The organism is Ruegeria sp. AD2(2025) (genome assembly GCF_056542385.1).
Genome location: NZ_JBQFZS010000003.1, coordinates 34,771 through 49,722, shown reverse-complemented (window position 1 = coordinate 49,722; position 14,952 = coordinate 34,771). Strand labels below are relative to the sequence as shown.

Sequence of the window (14,952 nt, the reverse complement as noted above, 5' to 3'; positions counted from 1 at the left end):
CCGATGCAACATATCACTGACCCCATCGATTGCCGTCTGCTGGACGAGTTCCAGCGCGATTTCTCCATAACCACGCGTCCGTTTCAGGTTCTGGCCGATGCGCTTGGTCTGGACGAGGCCGAAGTGCTCGACCGGCTGGCGCGGATGCGCAAAACCGGGCGCATCACCCGGGTGGGCGCGACCATCGCGCCCGGCGCGGTCTCCGCCAGCACCCTTGCCGCAGTCGCCGCCCCTGACGCGCGGCTGGAAGAGGTCGCAGCCCTGATCGATGCGGAACCCGGCGTGAACCACAATTACCAGCGCGAGGACAACTGGAACCTGTGGTTCGTGGCCACCGGCCCGGACCGCGCGCATGTGAACGAAACGCTTGCACGGATCAGCCGCCGCACCGGATTGCGCGTGTTGGACTTACGGCTGGTGCGCCCATTCAACGTCGATCTGGGCTTCCGGATGTCGGGCGAAACCCGCAATGTCCCCGGCCCCCGCAAAGTGGATTGTTCAGCCATGAAGGACGGCGACCGGCCGCTGCTGCAGGCGCTCAGTTCCGGGCTATCGCTGGTCGCAGAACCCTATGCAGCACTGGCCCGGTCGCTGAGCCGCAGCACAGTCGATGTGATGGGACGGATCGAGGCCCTGCACGCGGCCGGGATCATCTCGCGCCTCGGCGTCATCGTGCGCCACCGCGCTTTGGGTTGGTCCGCCAATGCGATGGTAGTCTGGGATATGCCGGCCGATCAGGTTGGCGCCGCAGGTCCGGCGCTGGCCGCTCATCCAGGCGTGACGCTCTGTTATGAGCGCAACCCGGTCGAAGGCGTCTGGCCCTATCGCCTTTATTCCATGATCCACGCCCGCTCACGCCCCGAAGCGCTTGAAGTTCTGGCCAATGCCGCCACCCTGCCGGAACTGGCTGGTGCGCGGCACAAGGTTCTATTCTCGACCCGGTGTTTCAAACAGACCGGCGCGCTGATCCAACCGAAAGAGGTGGCGGCATGATACTGGACGACACCGACCGCGCGATCCTGAATCGGATGCAGGATGATTTGCCGCTGATCTCACACCCCTATGCAGCGATTGCTGAGGAGTTGGGGATCGCGGAAACCGAGCTTCTGAACCGTCTGACCCGCATGAAAGAGGACCGCGTTATCACCCGGTTCGGCCCGTTTTTTGACGCCGCCGCCATGGGTGGGGCCTTCTGTCTGTGCGCGATGGCCGTACCTCCCAAGGATTTCGAAACCGTCCTGACCAAAGTCAATGCGCATCCAGAGGTCGCGCATAATTATGAGCGCACGCACCGGCTGAATATGTGGTTCGTTCTGGCGACCGAAACACCCGAGGGGATCGCAACCGCGGCCGAGGCCATCGAACGGGAAACCGGGATCGCAGTCCTGCAATTTCCCAAACTTCAGGAATTTTTCATCGGCTTCCGGGTGGCGGCATGATCGACGCAAAAGACAGAGAGATTATCGCGGCGCTGCAAACCGGCCTGCCGCTGGTGCCCGCGCCTTACGCGCAGGTGGCCGAGGGGCTGGGTCTGGATGAAGACACCCTGATGTTCCGTCTCGCCGACATGAAGTCGCGCGGCGTGATCCGGCGCATTGCGGCGGCCCCCAATCACTACAAGCTGGGCATGACATCGAACGGGATGACCGTGTGGGATGTGGCGGATGATCAGGTGGCCGAGATGGGTACCCAAATCGGCCTTCTGCCCTTTGTCACCCATTGCTATGAACGCCCCCGCGCGCTGCCTGACTGGCCCTATAACCTGTTTGCCATGGTCCACGGCACCGACCGGGCCGAGGTCGAGGAGAAGCGCGCCGAGATCGCGGCCATTCTGGGCGATGCCTGCCGGGCGAAAGATATCCTCTATTCCACGCGCATCCTGAAAAAGACCGGGCTGCGCCTGAAAACGAAAGGCTGAGATATGTTCCGCCTGACCGAATACATGCACCAGCTGGTCAAGCCGACCCCGGTGCGCAAGCGCCGCCCCGGCCCTGTGAAACCGGTGGTGATCTGGAACCTGACCCGGCGCTGCAACCTGAAATGCCGCCATTGCTACACCGTCTCGGCGGATGTGGCCTTCCCCGGCGAGCTCAGCCATGAGCAAGCCATGGTAACCCTTGAGGATCTGGGCCAATTTCGCGTCCCGGCCCTGATCCTCTCGGGTGGGGAACCGCTGGATCGGTTCGATTTCTTCGACATTGCCAAACGTGCGCGTGACCTGGTGCCGATGCTGGCGCTGTCCACGAACGGCACCCGGATTTATGATGAAACCGCCGACATGATCGCCGATGTAGGGTTCAACTATGTCGGAATCTCTCTGGACGGTATCGGGGCCACCAATGACTGGTTCCGGGGCGTCGAGGGTGCCTTTGCCGATGCCCTGCGCGGCGTGCGTGAATGCAAGAAACGCGGCATCAAGGTCGGCCTGCGGTTCTGCCTGACCGAAGGCACCCAGCACCATCTGCCCGACCTGTTGAAGCTGTGTGATGACGAGGGTGTCGACAAGTTCTACCTTTCCCACCTTGTCTATGCCGGGCGCGGCGACAAGAACCGGGGCGAGGATGCCGAACATCTGCGCACGCGCACCGGTCTGGATTTGCTACTGGAACGCGCGTGGGAAGCCGCAAGCGGTGGCCGCCCGCTGGACATCGTGACCGGCAACAACGATGCCGATGCCGGGTATTTCCTGAACTGGGTCCGGGCGCATTTCGACGACGATAAGGCAGCGCATGTGCGAGAGCATTTGGCGGCGTGGGGTGGAAACTCCAGCGGGCTGGGTGTGGCCAATATCGACAATCTGGGCCGGGTGCATCCCGACACCTATTGGTCGGATTACACGGTTGGCAATGTGAAGACCAAACCGTTCTCCGAGCTGTGGACCGGCGATGACCCGATGCTGGCGATGCTGCGCACCCGTCCGCGCCCGCTGAAGGGACGCTGCGGGGCCTGTCAGCTTAAGGACGTCTGCGGCGGCAACACCCGTATCCGGGCGCTGCAACTGACTGGCGATCCGTGGGCCGAAGACCCGGCCTGCTATCTGTCAAATCAAGAGATCGGTGTTGAGGATGCGGGCGAGCGCCTGCAGGTCACACCGTTCCGGGGGAAAAGCCATGATCCAGCGCATCAATTCTTTTAACACCCTGAAAGTCAGCACGTTTTGCTCGCTCCTGCTGGCGGGCGCAGCGTGGGCCGATGCCCCGTCGGACTATGCCGAATTCTGCGCCTCTTGCCATGGTGAGAACCGGCTGGGCGGGGTTGGCCCAGCGCTGATACCCGAGACGCTGAAACGGATGCGTGGGCCACGTGTGGCCGCCGTCATCGCCGAGGGACGCGCGGCGACGCAGATGCCGGCGTTTTCGCACGAACTGGATGCGTTGCAGATCGAGGAACTGGCGGGGTGGCTGAAATCTCCGCTGGAAACAAACCCGGATTGGGGTGAGGCCGAGATCATGGCCAGCCGTACTCTGGATGAGGAGTATGCGCCGGTGGACGCGCCCGTCTGGGACAGCGACCCGATGAATATCACGCTGGCGGTTGAGACCGGGGATCACCATGTCAGCGTGCTGGATGGGGATACGTTCGAGGTTCTGGACCGGTTCGAGACGCCTTTTGCCGTGCATGGCGGGCCGAAGTTCAGCCCCGATGGGCGCTATGTCTTCATCATGTCGCGCGATGGCTGGGTGCAGAAATATGACATCTGGGCGCTGAAACAGGTGGGCCGCGTGCGCGCCGGTTTGAACAGCCGCAACATCGCCATGTCGGGCGATGGCAAATGGGTCGCCGTGGCGAACTATCTGCCGAACTCTTTGACGCTGCTGTCGACCGAGGATCTGTCGGTTGCGAAAGTCATTGATGTTAAAAGCAAAAAGGGAAATCCAAGCCGCGTTTCGGCCGTCTACCAGGCCCCGCCGCGCGAAAGCTTTGTGCTGGCGCTGAAGGATGTGCCCGAGATCTGGGAGGTGTTCTACGGCGATAACCCTCCGCAATCCGGGCTGGGGCACGATTTCCGCATCGAGGGGCAGTTCAAAAACCCCGATCCGTTCCCGGTGCGCAAGATCACGACGCCGGATTATCTGGACGATTTCTTTTTCGACCAGAGCTATGAATACGTCATGGGCGCCTCGCGCGATGGCAAGGGCGGGCAGGTGATTGATCTGGTGATCGGGCAAAAAGTGGCGGATCTGGACCTGCCGGGGATGCCTCACTTAGGCTCGGGGATCACATGGAAACATGGGGATACCACGGTGATGGCAACCCCGCATCTGACCGATGGCACGGTGTCGGTGATCGACATGGAAAGCTGGGAAACGGTCAAGCGGATCAAGACCGAAGGGCCCGGTTTCTTCATGCGCAGCCATGAGAATTCGCCTTATGTCTGGGCCGATGTGTTCTTTGGCCCCAACAAGGATGCGATGCATGTGATCGACAAGCAAAGCCTTGAAATCGTGAAGACTTTGCGTCCTGCGCCGGGCAAAACCGTGGCCCATGTGGAGTTCACCAAGGATGGCAGCCATGCGCTGGTTTCTATCTGGGAAGATGACGGTGCGGTGATCGTTTATGACGCGCAGACGCTTGAGGAAGTGCGGCGTCTACCGATGCGCAAACCCTCTGGGAAGTATAATGTCTGGAACAAAATCACCTTCTCGGAAGGCACCAGCCACTGAGGGCAAATGGCCGGTCTGGAAACTGGCCGTTTTGCTCTATCCGGCCACGGCGCTGACCGTGGCCATCAACCTGTTTCTGGCCGGGCTGATCCTGCACAGCGCGGGGTTCAGCGCCATCGCGCCGGTGCCTGCAATCCTGTGGTCGATCCCTCTGGGCATACCCGCTGCGTGGCTGGCCGGACGGTGGGTACGTGGGTTGATGGATGAGGCAGATACTTGATTATAAATGCAAATTCAGGAATACGATTAATTTTTGATCGCCCTGAAAACAAATGACCTAAGTCAAGTATCCACCCGGACGAATCCCCTACCACAGAGGCATAGCTTCCCGAGTCGGAGACTCCATGCCTGCCCTGAACCCATTGCACAATCTCCCTGCCCGCGCGGTTCGCGCGGCGGTCGGGTTGGCGGGCATCGTCCTTTTGTTGTTGCAGACCTTTGGGCCGGCGCTGGCGAGTCCCGATGAAAGTGTCTGGGTGGAGATCTGCTCGGAAGGCGGCGCGGTCTGGGTCGAGGTTGACCTTGAGGAGGGTGCCGAAGACCCGGCCGCGTATTGCCCGAAATGCGCCGATTGCGCGCTGTGCGCTGTCACCAGCGCCGCACCGATCCCTGAGCTGCCAGAGGTGGCGCGGGTGGGAATCTTCCGTTTTGTACATGGGGAAATCGGGGCTTCTTCCGTTTTGTACCAAACTCATCGGCTGTGGCCCGAGACCCGAGGGCCCCCGTGCGCGCCCGAAATCACAACCGAACGCGCCCTGCGCGCGTCCATGGCGTTCACCCAAATTCCCGGAGGTGCGCCGTGGTCGTAAGTCGCGCAATCCATTTCCTGCTGGCCTTTGTCCTGTCCTGCCTGATGGCGATCAGTGCCCAGGCCGACAGCCTTGCCAGCTTCCTGCCCGAGATTGAGCCCGCCGATCTGGCCCCCGGTGCCGATGCCTTTGGCCCGGTGCGGGAGGACGTGCCGGTGGCCCCCGTTCTTAAAGACGGCGACCGCATCGCCTGGGCTTTCTTAACCTCTGATCTGGTGGGCACCACCGGCTATTCCGGCAAGCCCATTCATGTGGTCGCCGCCATCGATGATCAGGCGGTGCTGACCGGGGTGCAGCTGGTCAAGCACTCGGAACCCATCGTGCTGATCGGCATCCCCAATTCCCGCATGGTAGAACTGACCGAAGGTTATGCCGGGCTTGATCTGAAGATTGAGGCCGAGACGGGCGGTGAAGGGCACGACCTCGACATCATCTCGGGCGCAACCGTCACGATCATGGTGATCGATGACAGTCTTGTGCGGGGCGGCATCAAGGTGGCGCGCGCGCTGGGGCTGGGTGGCTTGGCACCGGCGCAGGCCGATGGGCCCAAGCGCGAGGTCGATTTGGCGCAGGACGCCATCTATGACTGGACGACGCTGTCGGGCGACGGCTCGGTCCGGCGGCTGACGCTGGATATTGGGCAGGTCAACGCGGCGTTCGAGGCCACGGGCGATCAGCGGGCGATCAGACGCCCCGAACCCGGCGAACCCGACGACACCTATATCGATATGCATATGGCGCTGGTCTCGGTGCCGTCGATCGGCAAGTCGCTGCTGGGCGAGGCCGAATATCAGAACATGGTCAATTGGCTGGACGAAGGCGAGCAAGCCATTCTGGTGCTGGGTCGCGGGGCCTATAGCTTCAAGGGCTCAGGCTACGTCCGGGGCGGGATTTTCGACCGGATTCAGCTGATCCAGGGCGACAATTCGGTGCGGTTCTTTGACAAGCAACAACGCCGTCTGGGCGAGGTTGCCGCCCCCGATGCCCCAAGCTTTACGGAGCTGGACATCTTCAAAATCCCCGCCGAGGCCGAGTTCGACCCGGCCGAGCCTTTCCGCCTGCAACTGCTGGCGCAGCGGGCCGTGGGCGCGGTCGAGAAAACGTTCCTGACCTTCGATCTGGGCTACAAACTGCCCGAGCAGTATCTGCTGCCCGTTACGGCCCCTGTAGTCGTCGATGACGCCACCGGCGAGGCAGCAGCCAAGGCTGCGCTGTGGAAACGCATCTGGAAGGACCGCACGGTCGAGATCGGGGTGCTGGGCGCGATGCTGCTGGTGCTGACGGCGACCTTCTTCTTCCAGTTCCACGCCACCATGAATGCGCGGGTCTTCTACTGGTTCCGCATCGGATATCTGACCATGACGCTGTTCTTCATCGGCTGGTATGCCAATGCGCAGTTGAGTGTGGTGAACCTGATGGCGCTGGCGGGCAGCCTGCGCACAGGCTTTTCATGGGATGCCTTCCTGCTGGACCCGTTGGTGTTCATCCAGTGGTTCGCCGTGGCTGCCGCGCTGCTGTTCTGGGGGCGTGGGGCCTATTGCGGCTGGCTGTGCCCGTTCGGCGCGTTGCAGGAACTGACCAACAAGATCGCGCGGGCCTTCAAGGTGCCGCAATGGACCTTGCCTTGGGGCCTGAACGAACGCCTCTGGCCTGCGAAATACATGATCTTTCTGGTGCTGTTCGGGATCAGCTTTGTCTCGATCCCGCTGGCCGAGACCTATGCCGAGGTCGAGCCGTTCAAGACCGCGATCATCCTGAAATTCATGCGCGACTGGCCATTTGTGGTCTTTGCGCTGGCCCTGCTGGGGATCGGGCTGTTCGTGGAACGGTTCTACTGCCGCTATCTCTGCCCCTTGGGCGGAGCGCTGGCGATCCCGGCCCGTATTCGCATGTTCGACTGGCTGCGCCGCTACAAGGATTGCGGCACCCCCTGTCAGACCTGCGCCAATGAATGCCCCGTTCAGGCGATCCACCCCACGGGTGAGATCAATCCGAACGAGTGCGTCACCTGCCTGCATTGTCAGGTGCTCTATCAGTCCGAGGACAAATGTCCCGTCGTTATCCGCCAGCTGAAACGGCGGGCCAAGACAGGGTCGGTCCAGATGAAGACCCCGCTCGGACAACCACCGGCGAACCATCCGAACGCCAAACCGCAAACCGTTTCCTAAAAGGAGGGACGATCATGTCGGAACATGACAAGAAACTGAACATCACACGCCGCGGGATGCTGGGCGCAACCGCAACCGGTGCGGTGATTGCCGGGACCGGGCTGGGCTCGACCCTGATGACCGCGCGCGAGGCAAGTGCCGCCGCGAATGCGCATCTTGAGCCGGGTGAGCTGGACGAATATTACGGCTTCTGGTCCTCGGGCCAAACCGGCGAGCTGCGCATTCTGGGCGTGCCCTCGATGCGTGAGCTGATGCGGGTGCCGGTGTTCAACCGCTGCTCGGCCACCGGCTGGGGTCAGACCAATGAATCGCTGAAGGTTCTGACCGAAGGTCTGCTGCCCGAAACCAAGGAGTTTCTGGCCGCAAACGGCAAGGTCACCTATGACAATGGCGACCTGCACCACCCGCATATGTCGTTTACCGATGGCACCTATGACGGCCGCTATCTGTTCATGAACGACAAGGCCAACACCCGCGTAGCCCGTGTGCGCTGTGACGTGATGAAATGCGACAAGATCATCGAGATCCCGAACGCGCATGACATCCACGGTCTGCGTCCGCAGAAATACCCGCGCACTGGTTATGTCTTCGCCAATGGCGAACACGAGGCTCCGCTGGTCAATGACGGCCAGATCCTCGACGATCCGTCGCAATATGTGAACATCTTTACCGCCATTGACGGTGACACGATGGAAGTCGCATGGCAGGTGATGGTGTCGGGCAACCTCGACAACACCGACTGCGACTATCAGGGCAAATATGCGTTCTCGACCTCGTATAACTCGGAAATGGGTATGAACCTGGCCGAGATGACCGAGAATGAGCTGGACCATGTGGTCGTGTTCAACCTCAAAGGCATCGAAGAGGCCGTGGCTGCCGGGAACTATCAGGAGCTGAACGGCGTCAAGGTCGTGGATGGCCGCAAAGAGGCAGGTGGCAACCTGACCCGTTACATCCCGATCCCGAACTCGCCGCATGGCGTGAACGCCGCGCCCGACAAGAAACACATCATGATCAACGGCAAGCTGTCGCCGACCGTGTCCGTGATCGATGTGGAAAAAGTCGACGCGCTGTTTGCCGACAACGCCGATCCACGTTCCGCCATCGTGGCCGAACCGCAGCTGGGTCTTGGCCCGCTTCACACCGCGTTTGACGGCAAGGGCAATGCCTATACCACCCTGTTCCTGGACAGCCAGGTGGTGAAATGGGACATCGCCAAAGCGATTGAAGCCTTTGGTGGTGCCGACGTTGATCCGATCCTCGACAAGGTGGACGTGCAGTATCAGCCGGGCCACAACTCGACCTCGATGGGTGAGACTGCGGAAGCCGACGGCAAGTGGCTGATTTCGATGAACAAGTTCTCGAAAGACCGCTTCCTGAACGTGGGTCCGCTGAAGCCCGAAAACGAGCAGTTGATCGACATCTCGGGCGACAAGATGAAGGTGGTCCATGACGGCCCGACCTTCGCCGAGCCGCACGATTCGATCCTTGTGCACCGGTCCAAAGTGAACCCGGTCAATGTCTGGGATCGCAACGACCCGATGTGGGAAGAGGCACGCCAGCAGGCCGCCGCCGATGGTGTCGATCTGGATGAAGGCGCCGAGGAGCCGATCCGGGATGGCAACAAGGTGCGGGTCTACATGACCTCGACCGCGCCGGTGTTCAGCCTTGAGAAGTTCACCGTCAAGCAGGGCGATGAAGTGACTGTCTATGTCACCAACCTGGATGATGTGGACGATGTGACCCACGGCTTCTGCCTATCGAACTTTGGCATCGCGATGGAGGTTGCACCGCAGGCGACCGCCTCGGTCACGTTCATTGCCGACCGTCCGGGCGTGCACTGGTTCTATTGCCAGTGGTTCTGCCACGCGCTGCACATGGAAATGCGCGGCCGGATGTTCGTTGAGCCGCGGAGCGCGTAAACATGCGTTGGTCCCTGCTCATACCGCTCCTGCTCGGCTCGCCCCTTTGGGCGGCGGACTGGGATGTGCCCAACCGGGCGGGGGCCATCAATGAAATACTGGCGCAGGCGGCGGATGGGGACACCCTCCGCCTGAGCCCCGGTGTTTACACCGAAACACTTGTTCTGGACCGGCCCGTCACAATCGACGGGCTGGGACACGCCACCATTGACGGACAAGCTGAGGGCAGCGTCATCACCGTGACCGGGCCGGGCGTGACCCTGCGCGGGTTGACGGTGATTGGCTCAGGCTCGGACCATGACGGGATCGACAGCGGCATCCAGCTGACCAAAACGGCCCACGCGCCGGTGGTCGAGGACAATGTGTTGCTGGGCAATCTCTATGGCATCGACATCCACGGGGCCAAGGACAGCATCGTGCGTCGCAACCGGATCGAGGGGCGGCAGGACCGCCACATGAACGCGCGCGGCAATGGGGTCTATGTCTGGAACGCACCGGGTGCCGTTGTCGCCGACAATGACATTCAGTTTGGCCGCGATGGGATTTTCGTGAATTCTTCGAAGAAGAACTTGTTCACCGGCAACCTGTTCCGCGATCTGCGCTTTGCCGTGCATTATATGTATGCCGACAATTCCGAGGTCAGCAACAATGTCTCGATCGGCAACGATCTGGGCTATGCGGTGATGTTCACATCGAATGTCAAAGTCACCGACAACGTCTCGATTGACGACCGCGAACATGGCGTGATGCTGAACTATGCCAACAAGAGCGTCATCACTGGCAATGTGGTCAAAGGTGCGAAAGAGAAGTGCACCTTCCTGTATAACTCGAACAAGAACGAATTCACTGACAACTGGTTCCAGGGCTGCGGCATCGGCATCCACTTTACCGCCGGCAGTGAACGCAACCGGATCGTCGGCAACGCCTTTGTCGGCAACCGGACGCAGGTGAAATACGTCTCGACCAAATGGGTCGAGTGGTCAGAAGACGGGCGCGGCAATTACTGGTCCGATTTCGCCGCCTATGATGTGGATGGCAACGGCGTGGCCGATGCCCCTTATCGCCCCAACGATTCAATGGACCACGTGCTGTGGACCCAACCCGCAGCCAAATTGTTGCTCGGCTCGCCCGCCGTGCAGTTGGTGCGCTGGTCGCAATCAGCCTTCCCGGCGCTGCTGCCGGGCGGTGTGATGGACAGCAACCCCTTGATGCAAGCCCCTGAACCCCCAGCTATGAAAAAGGTGCCTCATGACGGATAAGGCCCTGACGATTAACCAAGTCTGCAAGGACCGTGGCAAGACCCGCGTTCTTGACGACATCACCCTGTCTCTTGCCCCCGGTCAGCGCGTTGCGCTGCTGGGCCATAACGGCGCGGGCAAGTCGACCCTGATCAAATCCATCCTCGGCCTGATCCCGATTGAGGGTGGCACCATTCGCATCGGAGACGCCACCCCCGGCAGCGCACAAGCGCGGCGCGAGACGGCCTACCTGCCCGAAGCGGTGTCATTCCACCCGGCTCTGACAGGACGCGAGCAACTGACGCTGTTCGCGCAGCTCTCGGGCGCGAAGGCAGATGTGCCCGGCCTGTTGGAGCGGGTTGGCCTCAGCGACGCGCTGGACCGTCGGATCGGAGCCTATTCCAAGGGGATGCGGCAACGTCTGGGTCTGGCGCAGGTTCTGCTGGGCCAGCCGAAAGTGGCTTTGCTGGACGAGCCGACCAGTGGGTTGGACCCGATCTCGCGGCAGGATTTGTATGCCATCATTGACGAATTGGCCGGGCAAGGCACCGCTGTTCTGATCGCATCCCACGCGCTGACCGAGGTCGAAGCCCGCACCGACCGCATCGCCATCATGCGCAAGGGTCGGATGGTGGCGGATGACACGCTGACCAACCTGTCGGCGCTGGCCGGTCTGCCGATCCGCCTGAAGGTGCGCGCCAGTGCCAACCCTGACGCCTTGGCCGCCGAACTGGGCGGCAACCGGATCAACGGGGCGTCTGTGGAACTGCTCTGCACCCCCGATGACAAGATGGAGGCCCTGCGCCGGATCGCCGAGTTGGGCGACGCGGTGGCGGATGTGGAAATGACCCCACCCAAGCTGGAAGATCTCTATCGCCACTATGCACAGGAGGAGAGGCTATGACCCGTTTCCTCGCCATCACCCGCACCGAAATGCTGATCCTGCGCCGCAACCGCTGGCTGTTGGTCGCCACACTGATCATGGTGCTGTTCGCGCTGGCGCTGACCTTTGCGGGTAGCGCCCCGACCGGCACGCTGGGGGTCGATATGCTGACCGTCTCGGTCGCGTCGATGACCACGCTGTCGGTCTATTTGGCTCCGCTCCTGGCGCTGATGATTTCTTTCGATGCCATCGCAGGCGACGTGGACCGGGGCAGCCTGTCGCTGCTGCTGTCCTACCCTGCGGGGCGCGGCGAAATCCTGTTGGGCAAGTTCACCGCCCATCTGGCTGCGCTGGCCTTTGCCATGACCGTCGGTTTCGGCACCGCAGGCGCGGTTGCCGCGTTCTTTGGTGGCGCGGGGCCCGAGAGCCTGATGGCTCTGGCGCGCCTGATCCTCACCTCGATCCTGCTGGGCGCTGTCTTTCTGGCGTTGGGATACCTGCTGTCCGCCTTGGCAAAGGGGGCCACGGCGGCGGCGGGTCTGTCGGCCGGGCTCTGGCTGGTTTTTGTCGTCCTCTATGATCTGGGCCTGTTGGGGGCCGTCGTCATGGACAAGGGCGGCGTCTTCACCCAATCCGTCTTTCCTTGGGTGATGGTAGCCAACCCGGCCGACGCATTCCGTCTGTGGAACATCGCCGCAACCGACGGCGTTGCCATGGCATCCGGCATGACCGGGGCAGCGCAGGCCCTGCCGGTCTGGGCCGCGCCCGTATCGCTTTTGATCTGGCCGGTGATTGGCTTTGCCCTTGCACGGGCCGCGTTTAGGAGGGTCGAGCCATGAAACGTCTGTGCCTGATTGCCCTGATCGCGCTGAGTGCCTGTAAGGAAGAGGTCGCCGAGGCCCCCGACCCTGTGGACCTGACCCCTGACGCGCTGAGCTTTTTCTGCCAGATGAACATCGCCGAACATGGCGGGCCCAAGGGGCAGATCCATCTGGAAGGCTACCCCGCGCCGCTGTTTTTCGCACAGGTGCGCGACATGGTGGCTTACCTGAAAAGCCCCGAACGTGACGCCAAGATCACCGCCGTTTATGTCAGCGACATGAGCGTCGCACCCAGTTGGCGACAGCCGGGTATCTCGAACTGGATCAACGCGGATGAGGCCAGCTTTGTCGTTGGTGCCAATGTGGCGGGCGGCATGGGCGCGCGCGAGGTTGTGCCGTTTGGCGATCCCACCGCGGCCGAGGCCTTTATGGGCGAGTATGGCGGCGCGCCTCTGTCCCTGTCCGACATCCCCGACGCCGAGGTTCTGGGCCCCGTCGATCTGACCCTGGTTCTGGAGACACCGGAATGACACAGCTGTCCCGCCGCCGCTTTCTTGCCATCTCGGCCGCCTGTGCGGCAGTCCCCGCCTGGGCCGCCAGCAGCGCCGCGCACTGGTCCGGCATCGCGCTGGGCGCACCGGCCAGCCTGCGGCTTGAGGGTCTGTCGGACGCACAAGCCGCGCCGATCTTCGCCGCCGTCGAGGCAGAGCTGAACCGGCTTGAAGAGATCTTCAGCCTCTACCGCCCCACCTCGCAAATCAGCCATCTGAACCGCACCGGCCTGCTGCACGCCCCTGCGCCCGAGCTGCTGAACCTGCTGAGCCTGTGTTCGGCGATCCACGACGCCTCGGGCGGGGCGTTCGATCCCACGGTTCAGCCGCTGTGGCAGGCGCTGGCCACCGGGGCCGACCGGTCCGACGTGGAGCGCGCCCGGCGGCTTATCGGCTGGAACCGGGTCTATGTGGGCACGGATGCGGTCCGCCTGCCCGACCCGGGGCGGTCGGCCATCACCCTGAACGGAATCGCGCAAGGGGCGATCACCGACCGCATCGCCGACCTGCTGCGCAGTTCCGGCCTGCGCGACGTTCTGGTCGATATGGGAGAGGTCGCTGCCCTCGGCCACCGCGCACCGCACGACCCCTGGCGCATCGGGCTGGCAGGGCCGGACGGCAGCGTGATCCGGCGCATCAGACTGCAGGACCGCGCCGTTGCCACCTCGGCCCCCGGCGGCACGATGCTGCGGGGCGAGCAGGGCCATATCCTTGGCCCGCAGGGTCAGAGGCCGACCCATCAGGCGATCTCGGTCTCGGCCCCGCAAGCGGCTATGGCCGACGGCCTGTCAACCGCGCTGTGCCTGACACCAGAGGCTGAGATACCGCGCGTGCTGGCACATTTCCCGCAGGTGCAGGTCGAGATGCTGGTCTGAACCGAGGGAGACATTGCGCGAGGTGATGGTGTTCAAGAGGGGCTCGAAGCCCCAAGCTGGTCCTTTGACCTTGAACCCATGCTATCAATCGAGACACAGGCAGCTACGGTCGCCGTTGGAAAAACACGCGGCGAGGGACGATTCTCGAATGTTTGCAAATCCCCCGACGTTGCCCTTTGGGTTTGAAGGCCAATGAAGATCCTTCTGGTAATATCCTTGTCATTAATGGCTGCTTCGGCACTGTCTGCTCAGGGAATCGCACTGGGGAATGGTCATAAGCTGTTCACCTACGGGTGGGACGATCAACGCGTCAGAACACCTGACCTTGAAGCAGTTTTGACTATTGAAGAGCAAGACAGCGGACCAGTTTATCGGATCGTACTTTCTGAACCAGCGGTTGGAATACGCACTACCCACACTTTCCCGCAAGAGCCGGGACAGCTGGAATTATCGGCCTTCAATCGCGCGAACTACTGCGGTGAAGATATCATATTTTTAACCCTTCGGTACGCACCGCCGCGCTTTGCGGATATCAGGCAATTTCGGTCTGAAACTCATGCGTTTCACGGCCATACGCTTCTCTATCTGGATTCAGCGCCGGTCGCATTTGAAGCAATCGCGCTTCAGGAAATCGGCGCCGATCTCGGCTGGCATTACATTGCCCCGCAACCCTATCAGGTAAAGTGCGAAACCAGCCCAGAGAGCTTTGCGCTTGAACTCGTCGAAACTACTGAAACGCCGTAACGTCAAACCATCAACTCCGTGCCCCAGCGGACTCCCCGACCATAGGTCCTGACGAGGCGGATCACGGTCTGCGCCGCCGAACTGAGATGCCCGAAAGCGCAAATGTCACGCACGGGCTTTCCGAGAGCGTTGAGTTCAGTGTTTAATTTGCGCGCGATTGAGAAGAGTGGTGCCTCAAGAGGGACTCGAACCCCCGACCTTGTCCTTACGAAGGACCTGCTCTACCAGCTGAGCTATTGAGGCGCTGCGCAAGCCGTTTACCTGCAGGGCGCAGGCG

15 protein-coding genes and 1 tRNA gene are annotated in these 14,952 nt (G+C 61.8%); 15 read left to right on the top strand and 1 reads right to left on the bottom strand.

Going from position 1 to position 14,952, the window contains the following annotated elements; genetic code table 11:
* The first annotated feature begins 3 nt into the window (after nucleotides 1–3).
* From ahbB (ACR1XV_RS07655) to ACR1XV_RS07585, 15 genes are all read left to right on the top strand, one after another.
* Nucleotides 4–993 (top strand): siroheme decarboxylase subunit beta, encoded by a 990-nt coding sequence (gene ahbB, locus ACR1XV_RS07655; protein ID WP_480529926.1) that lies wholly within the window; start codon nucleotides 4–6, stop codon nucleotides 991–993.
* Nucleotides 990–1,439: an Lrp/AsnC family transcriptional regulator gene (locus ACR1XV_RS07650; RefSeq protein ID WP_480520008.1), complete on the top strand. Its 450-nt coding sequence runs from the start codon at nucleotides 990–992 to the stop codon at nucleotides 1,437–1,439. The genes ahbB (ACR1XV_RS07655) and ACR1XV_RS07650 overlap by 4 nt, the downstream gene beginning before the upstream one ends.
* The gene (gene ahbB / locus ACR1XV_RS07645; RefSeq protein WP_480529924.1) at nucleotides 1,436–1,918 is read left to right on the top strand and encodes a siroheme decarboxylase subunit beta; all 483 of its coding nucleotides are present in this window, start codon (nucleotides 1,436–1,438) and stop codon (nucleotides 1,916–1,918) included. The genes ACR1XV_RS07650 and ahbB (ACR1XV_RS07645) overlap by 4 nt, the downstream gene beginning before the upstream one ends.
* 3 nt (nucleotides 1,919–1,921) lie before the next feature.
* Nucleotides 1,922–3,136 (top strand): heme d1 biosynthesis radical SAM protein NirJ, encoded by a 1,215-nt coding sequence (gene nirJ, locus ACR1XV_RS07640; protein WP_480529922.1) that lies wholly within the window; start codon nucleotides 1,922–1,924, stop codon nucleotides 3,134–3,136.
* Entirely contained in the window at nucleotides 3,111–4,664 is a 1,554-nt protein-coding gene (locus ACR1XV_RS07635; protein ID WP_480529920.1) for a cytochrome D1 domain-containing protein, read from the top strand. The genes nirJ and ACR1XV_RS07635 overlap by 26 nt, the downstream gene beginning before the upstream one ends.
* Nucleotides 4,621–4,884 (top strand): hypothetical protein, encoded by a 264-nt coding sequence (locus tag ACR1XV_RS07630; RefSeq protein WP_480529918.1) that lies wholly within the window; start codon nucleotides 4,621–4,623, stop codon nucleotides 4,882–4,884. The genes ACR1XV_RS07635 and ACR1XV_RS07630 overlap by 44 nt, the downstream gene beginning before the upstream one ends.
* Nucleotides 4,885–5,008: 124 nt before the next feature.
* Complete coding sequence (locus tag ACR1XV_RS07625; protein ID WP_480529916.1) at nucleotides 5,009–5,473, top strand: DUF2946 family protein; 465 nt, start codon at nucleotides 5,009–5,011, stop codon at nucleotides 5,471–5,473.
* Between the two features lie 44 nt (nucleotides 5,474–5,517).
* Nucleotides 5,518–7,641: a 4Fe-4S binding protein gene (locus ACR1XV_RS07620; RefSeq protein WP_480530672.1), complete on the top strand. Its 2,124-nt coding sequence runs from the start codon at nucleotides 5,518–5,520 to the stop codon at nucleotides 7,639–7,641.
* 14 nt (nucleotides 7,642–7,655) lie between these two features.
* Nucleotides 7,656–9,563, top strand: a complete 1,908-nt coding sequence (nosZ, locus tag ACR1XV_RS07615) for a TAT-dependent nitrous-oxide reductase (protein ID WP_480529914.1) — start codon at nucleotides 7,656–7,658, stop codon at nucleotides 9,561–9,563.
* 2 nt (nucleotides 9,564–9,565) lie between these two features.
* Complete coding sequence (locus ACR1XV_RS07610) at nucleotides 9,566–10,822, top strand: nitrous oxide reductase family maturation protein NosD (RefSeq protein WP_480529912.1); 1,257 nt, start codon at nucleotides 9,566–9,568, stop codon at nucleotides 10,820–10,822.
* Nucleotides 10,812–11,705, top strand: coding sequence for an ABC transporter ATP-binding protein (locus ACR1XV_RS07605; RefSeq protein ID WP_480529910.1), 894 nt, complete (start codon nucleotides 10,812–10,814; stop codon nucleotides 11,703–11,705). Before ACR1XV_RS07610 ends, ACR1XV_RS07605 begins: the two co-directional genes overlap by 11 nt.
* Nucleotides 11,702–12,523, top strand: a complete 822-nt coding sequence (locus ACR1XV_RS07600; RefSeq protein WP_480529908.1) for an ABC transporter permease — start codon at nucleotides 11,702–11,704, stop codon at nucleotides 12,521–12,523. Before ACR1XV_RS07605 ends, ACR1XV_RS07600 begins: the two co-directional genes overlap by 4 nt.
* Nucleotides 12,520–13,035: a nitrous oxide reductase accessory protein NosL gene (locus ACR1XV_RS07595; RefSeq protein ID WP_480529906.1), complete on the top strand. Its 516-nt coding sequence runs from the start codon at nucleotides 12,520–12,522 to the stop codon at nucleotides 13,033–13,035. Before ACR1XV_RS07600 ends, ACR1XV_RS07595 begins: the two co-directional genes overlap by 4 nt.
* Nucleotides 13,032–13,931 (top strand): FAD:protein FMN transferase, encoded by a 900-nt coding sequence (locus ACR1XV_RS07590; protein ID WP_480529904.1) that lies wholly within the window; start codon nucleotides 13,032–13,034, stop codon nucleotides 13,929–13,931. The genes ACR1XV_RS07595 and ACR1XV_RS07590 overlap by 4 nt, the downstream gene beginning before the upstream one ends.
* A 192-nt stretch (nucleotides 13,932–14,123) precedes the next feature.
* On the top strand, nucleotides 14,124–14,675 hold the full coding sequence (locus ACR1XV_RS07585) for a hypothetical protein (RefSeq protein WP_480529902.1): 552 nt from the start codon (nucleotides 14,124–14,126) through the stop codon (nucleotides 14,673–14,675).
* A gap of 167 nt (nucleotides 14,676–14,842) precedes the next feature.
* Here ACR1XV_RS07585 and ACR1XV_RS07580 read toward each other — a convergent pair.
* Nucleotides 14,843–14,918: transfer RNA gene (locus tag ACR1XV_RS07580), tRNA-Thr, on the bottom strand.
* Between the last annotated feature and the right edge of the window lie 34 nt (nucleotides 14,919–14,952).

Bases quoted from the DNA above. Each gene is read 5' to 3' on its own strand.
- ACR1XV_RS07625 (WP_480529916.1), top strand. From the start codon at position 5,009: ATGCCTGCCCTGAACCCATTGCACAATCTCCCTGCCCGCGCGGTTCGC.
- ACR1XV_RS07635 (WP_480529920.1), top strand. From the start codon at position 3,111: ATGATCCAGCGCATCAATTCTTTTAACACCCTGAAAGTCAGCACGTTT.
- ACR1XV_RS07605 (WP_480529910.1), top strand. From the start codon at position 10,812: ATGACGGATAAGGCCCTGACGATTAACCAAGTCTGCAAGGACCGTGGC.
- ACR1XV_RS07650 (WP_480520008.1), top strand. From the start codon at position 990: ATGATACTGGACGACACCGACCGCGCGATCCTGAATCGGATGCAGGAT.
- nirJ (WP_480529922.1), top strand. From the start codon at position 1,922: ATGTTCCGCCTGACCGAATACATGCACCAGCTGGTCAAGCCGACCCCG.
- nosZ (WP_480529914.1), top strand. From the start codon at position 7,656: ATGTCGGAACATGACAAGAAACTGAACATCACACGCCGCGGGATGCTG.
- ahbB (WP_480529924.1), top strand. From the start codon at position 1,436: ATGATCGACGCAAAAGACAGAGAGATTATCGCGGCGCTGCAAACCGGC.
- ACR1XV_RS07610 (WP_480529912.1), top strand. From the start codon at position 9,566: ATGCGTTGGTCCCTGCTCATACCGCTCCTGCTCGGCTCGCCCCTTTGG.
- ACR1XV_RS07590 (WP_480529904.1), top strand. From the start codon at position 13,032: ATGACACAGCTGTCCCGCCGCCGCTTTCTTGCCATCTCGGCCGCCTGT.
- ahbB (WP_480529926.1), top strand. From the start codon at position 4: ATGCAACATATCACTGACCCCATCGATTGCCGTCTGCTGGACGAGTTC.
- ACR1XV_RS07630 (WP_480529918.1), top strand. From the start codon at position 4,621: ATGTCTGGAACAAAATCACCTTCTCGGAAGGCACCAGCCACTGAGGGC.
- ACR1XV_RS07595 (WP_480529906.1), top strand. From the start codon at position 12,520: ATGAAACGTCTGTGCCTGATTGCCCTGATCGCGCTGAGTGCCTGTAAG.
- ACR1XV_RS07600 (WP_480529908.1), top strand. From the start codon at position 11,702: ATGACCCGTTTCCTCGCCATCACCCGCACCGAAATGCTGATCCTGCGC.
- ACR1XV_RS07585 (WP_480529902.1), top strand. From the start codon at position 14,124: ATGAAGATCCTTCTGGTAATATCCTTGTCATTAATGGCTGCTTCGGCA.
- ACR1XV_RS07620 (WP_480530672.1), top strand. From the start codon at position 5,518: ATGGCGATCAGTGCCCAGGCCGACAGCCTTGCCAGCTTCCTGCCCGAG.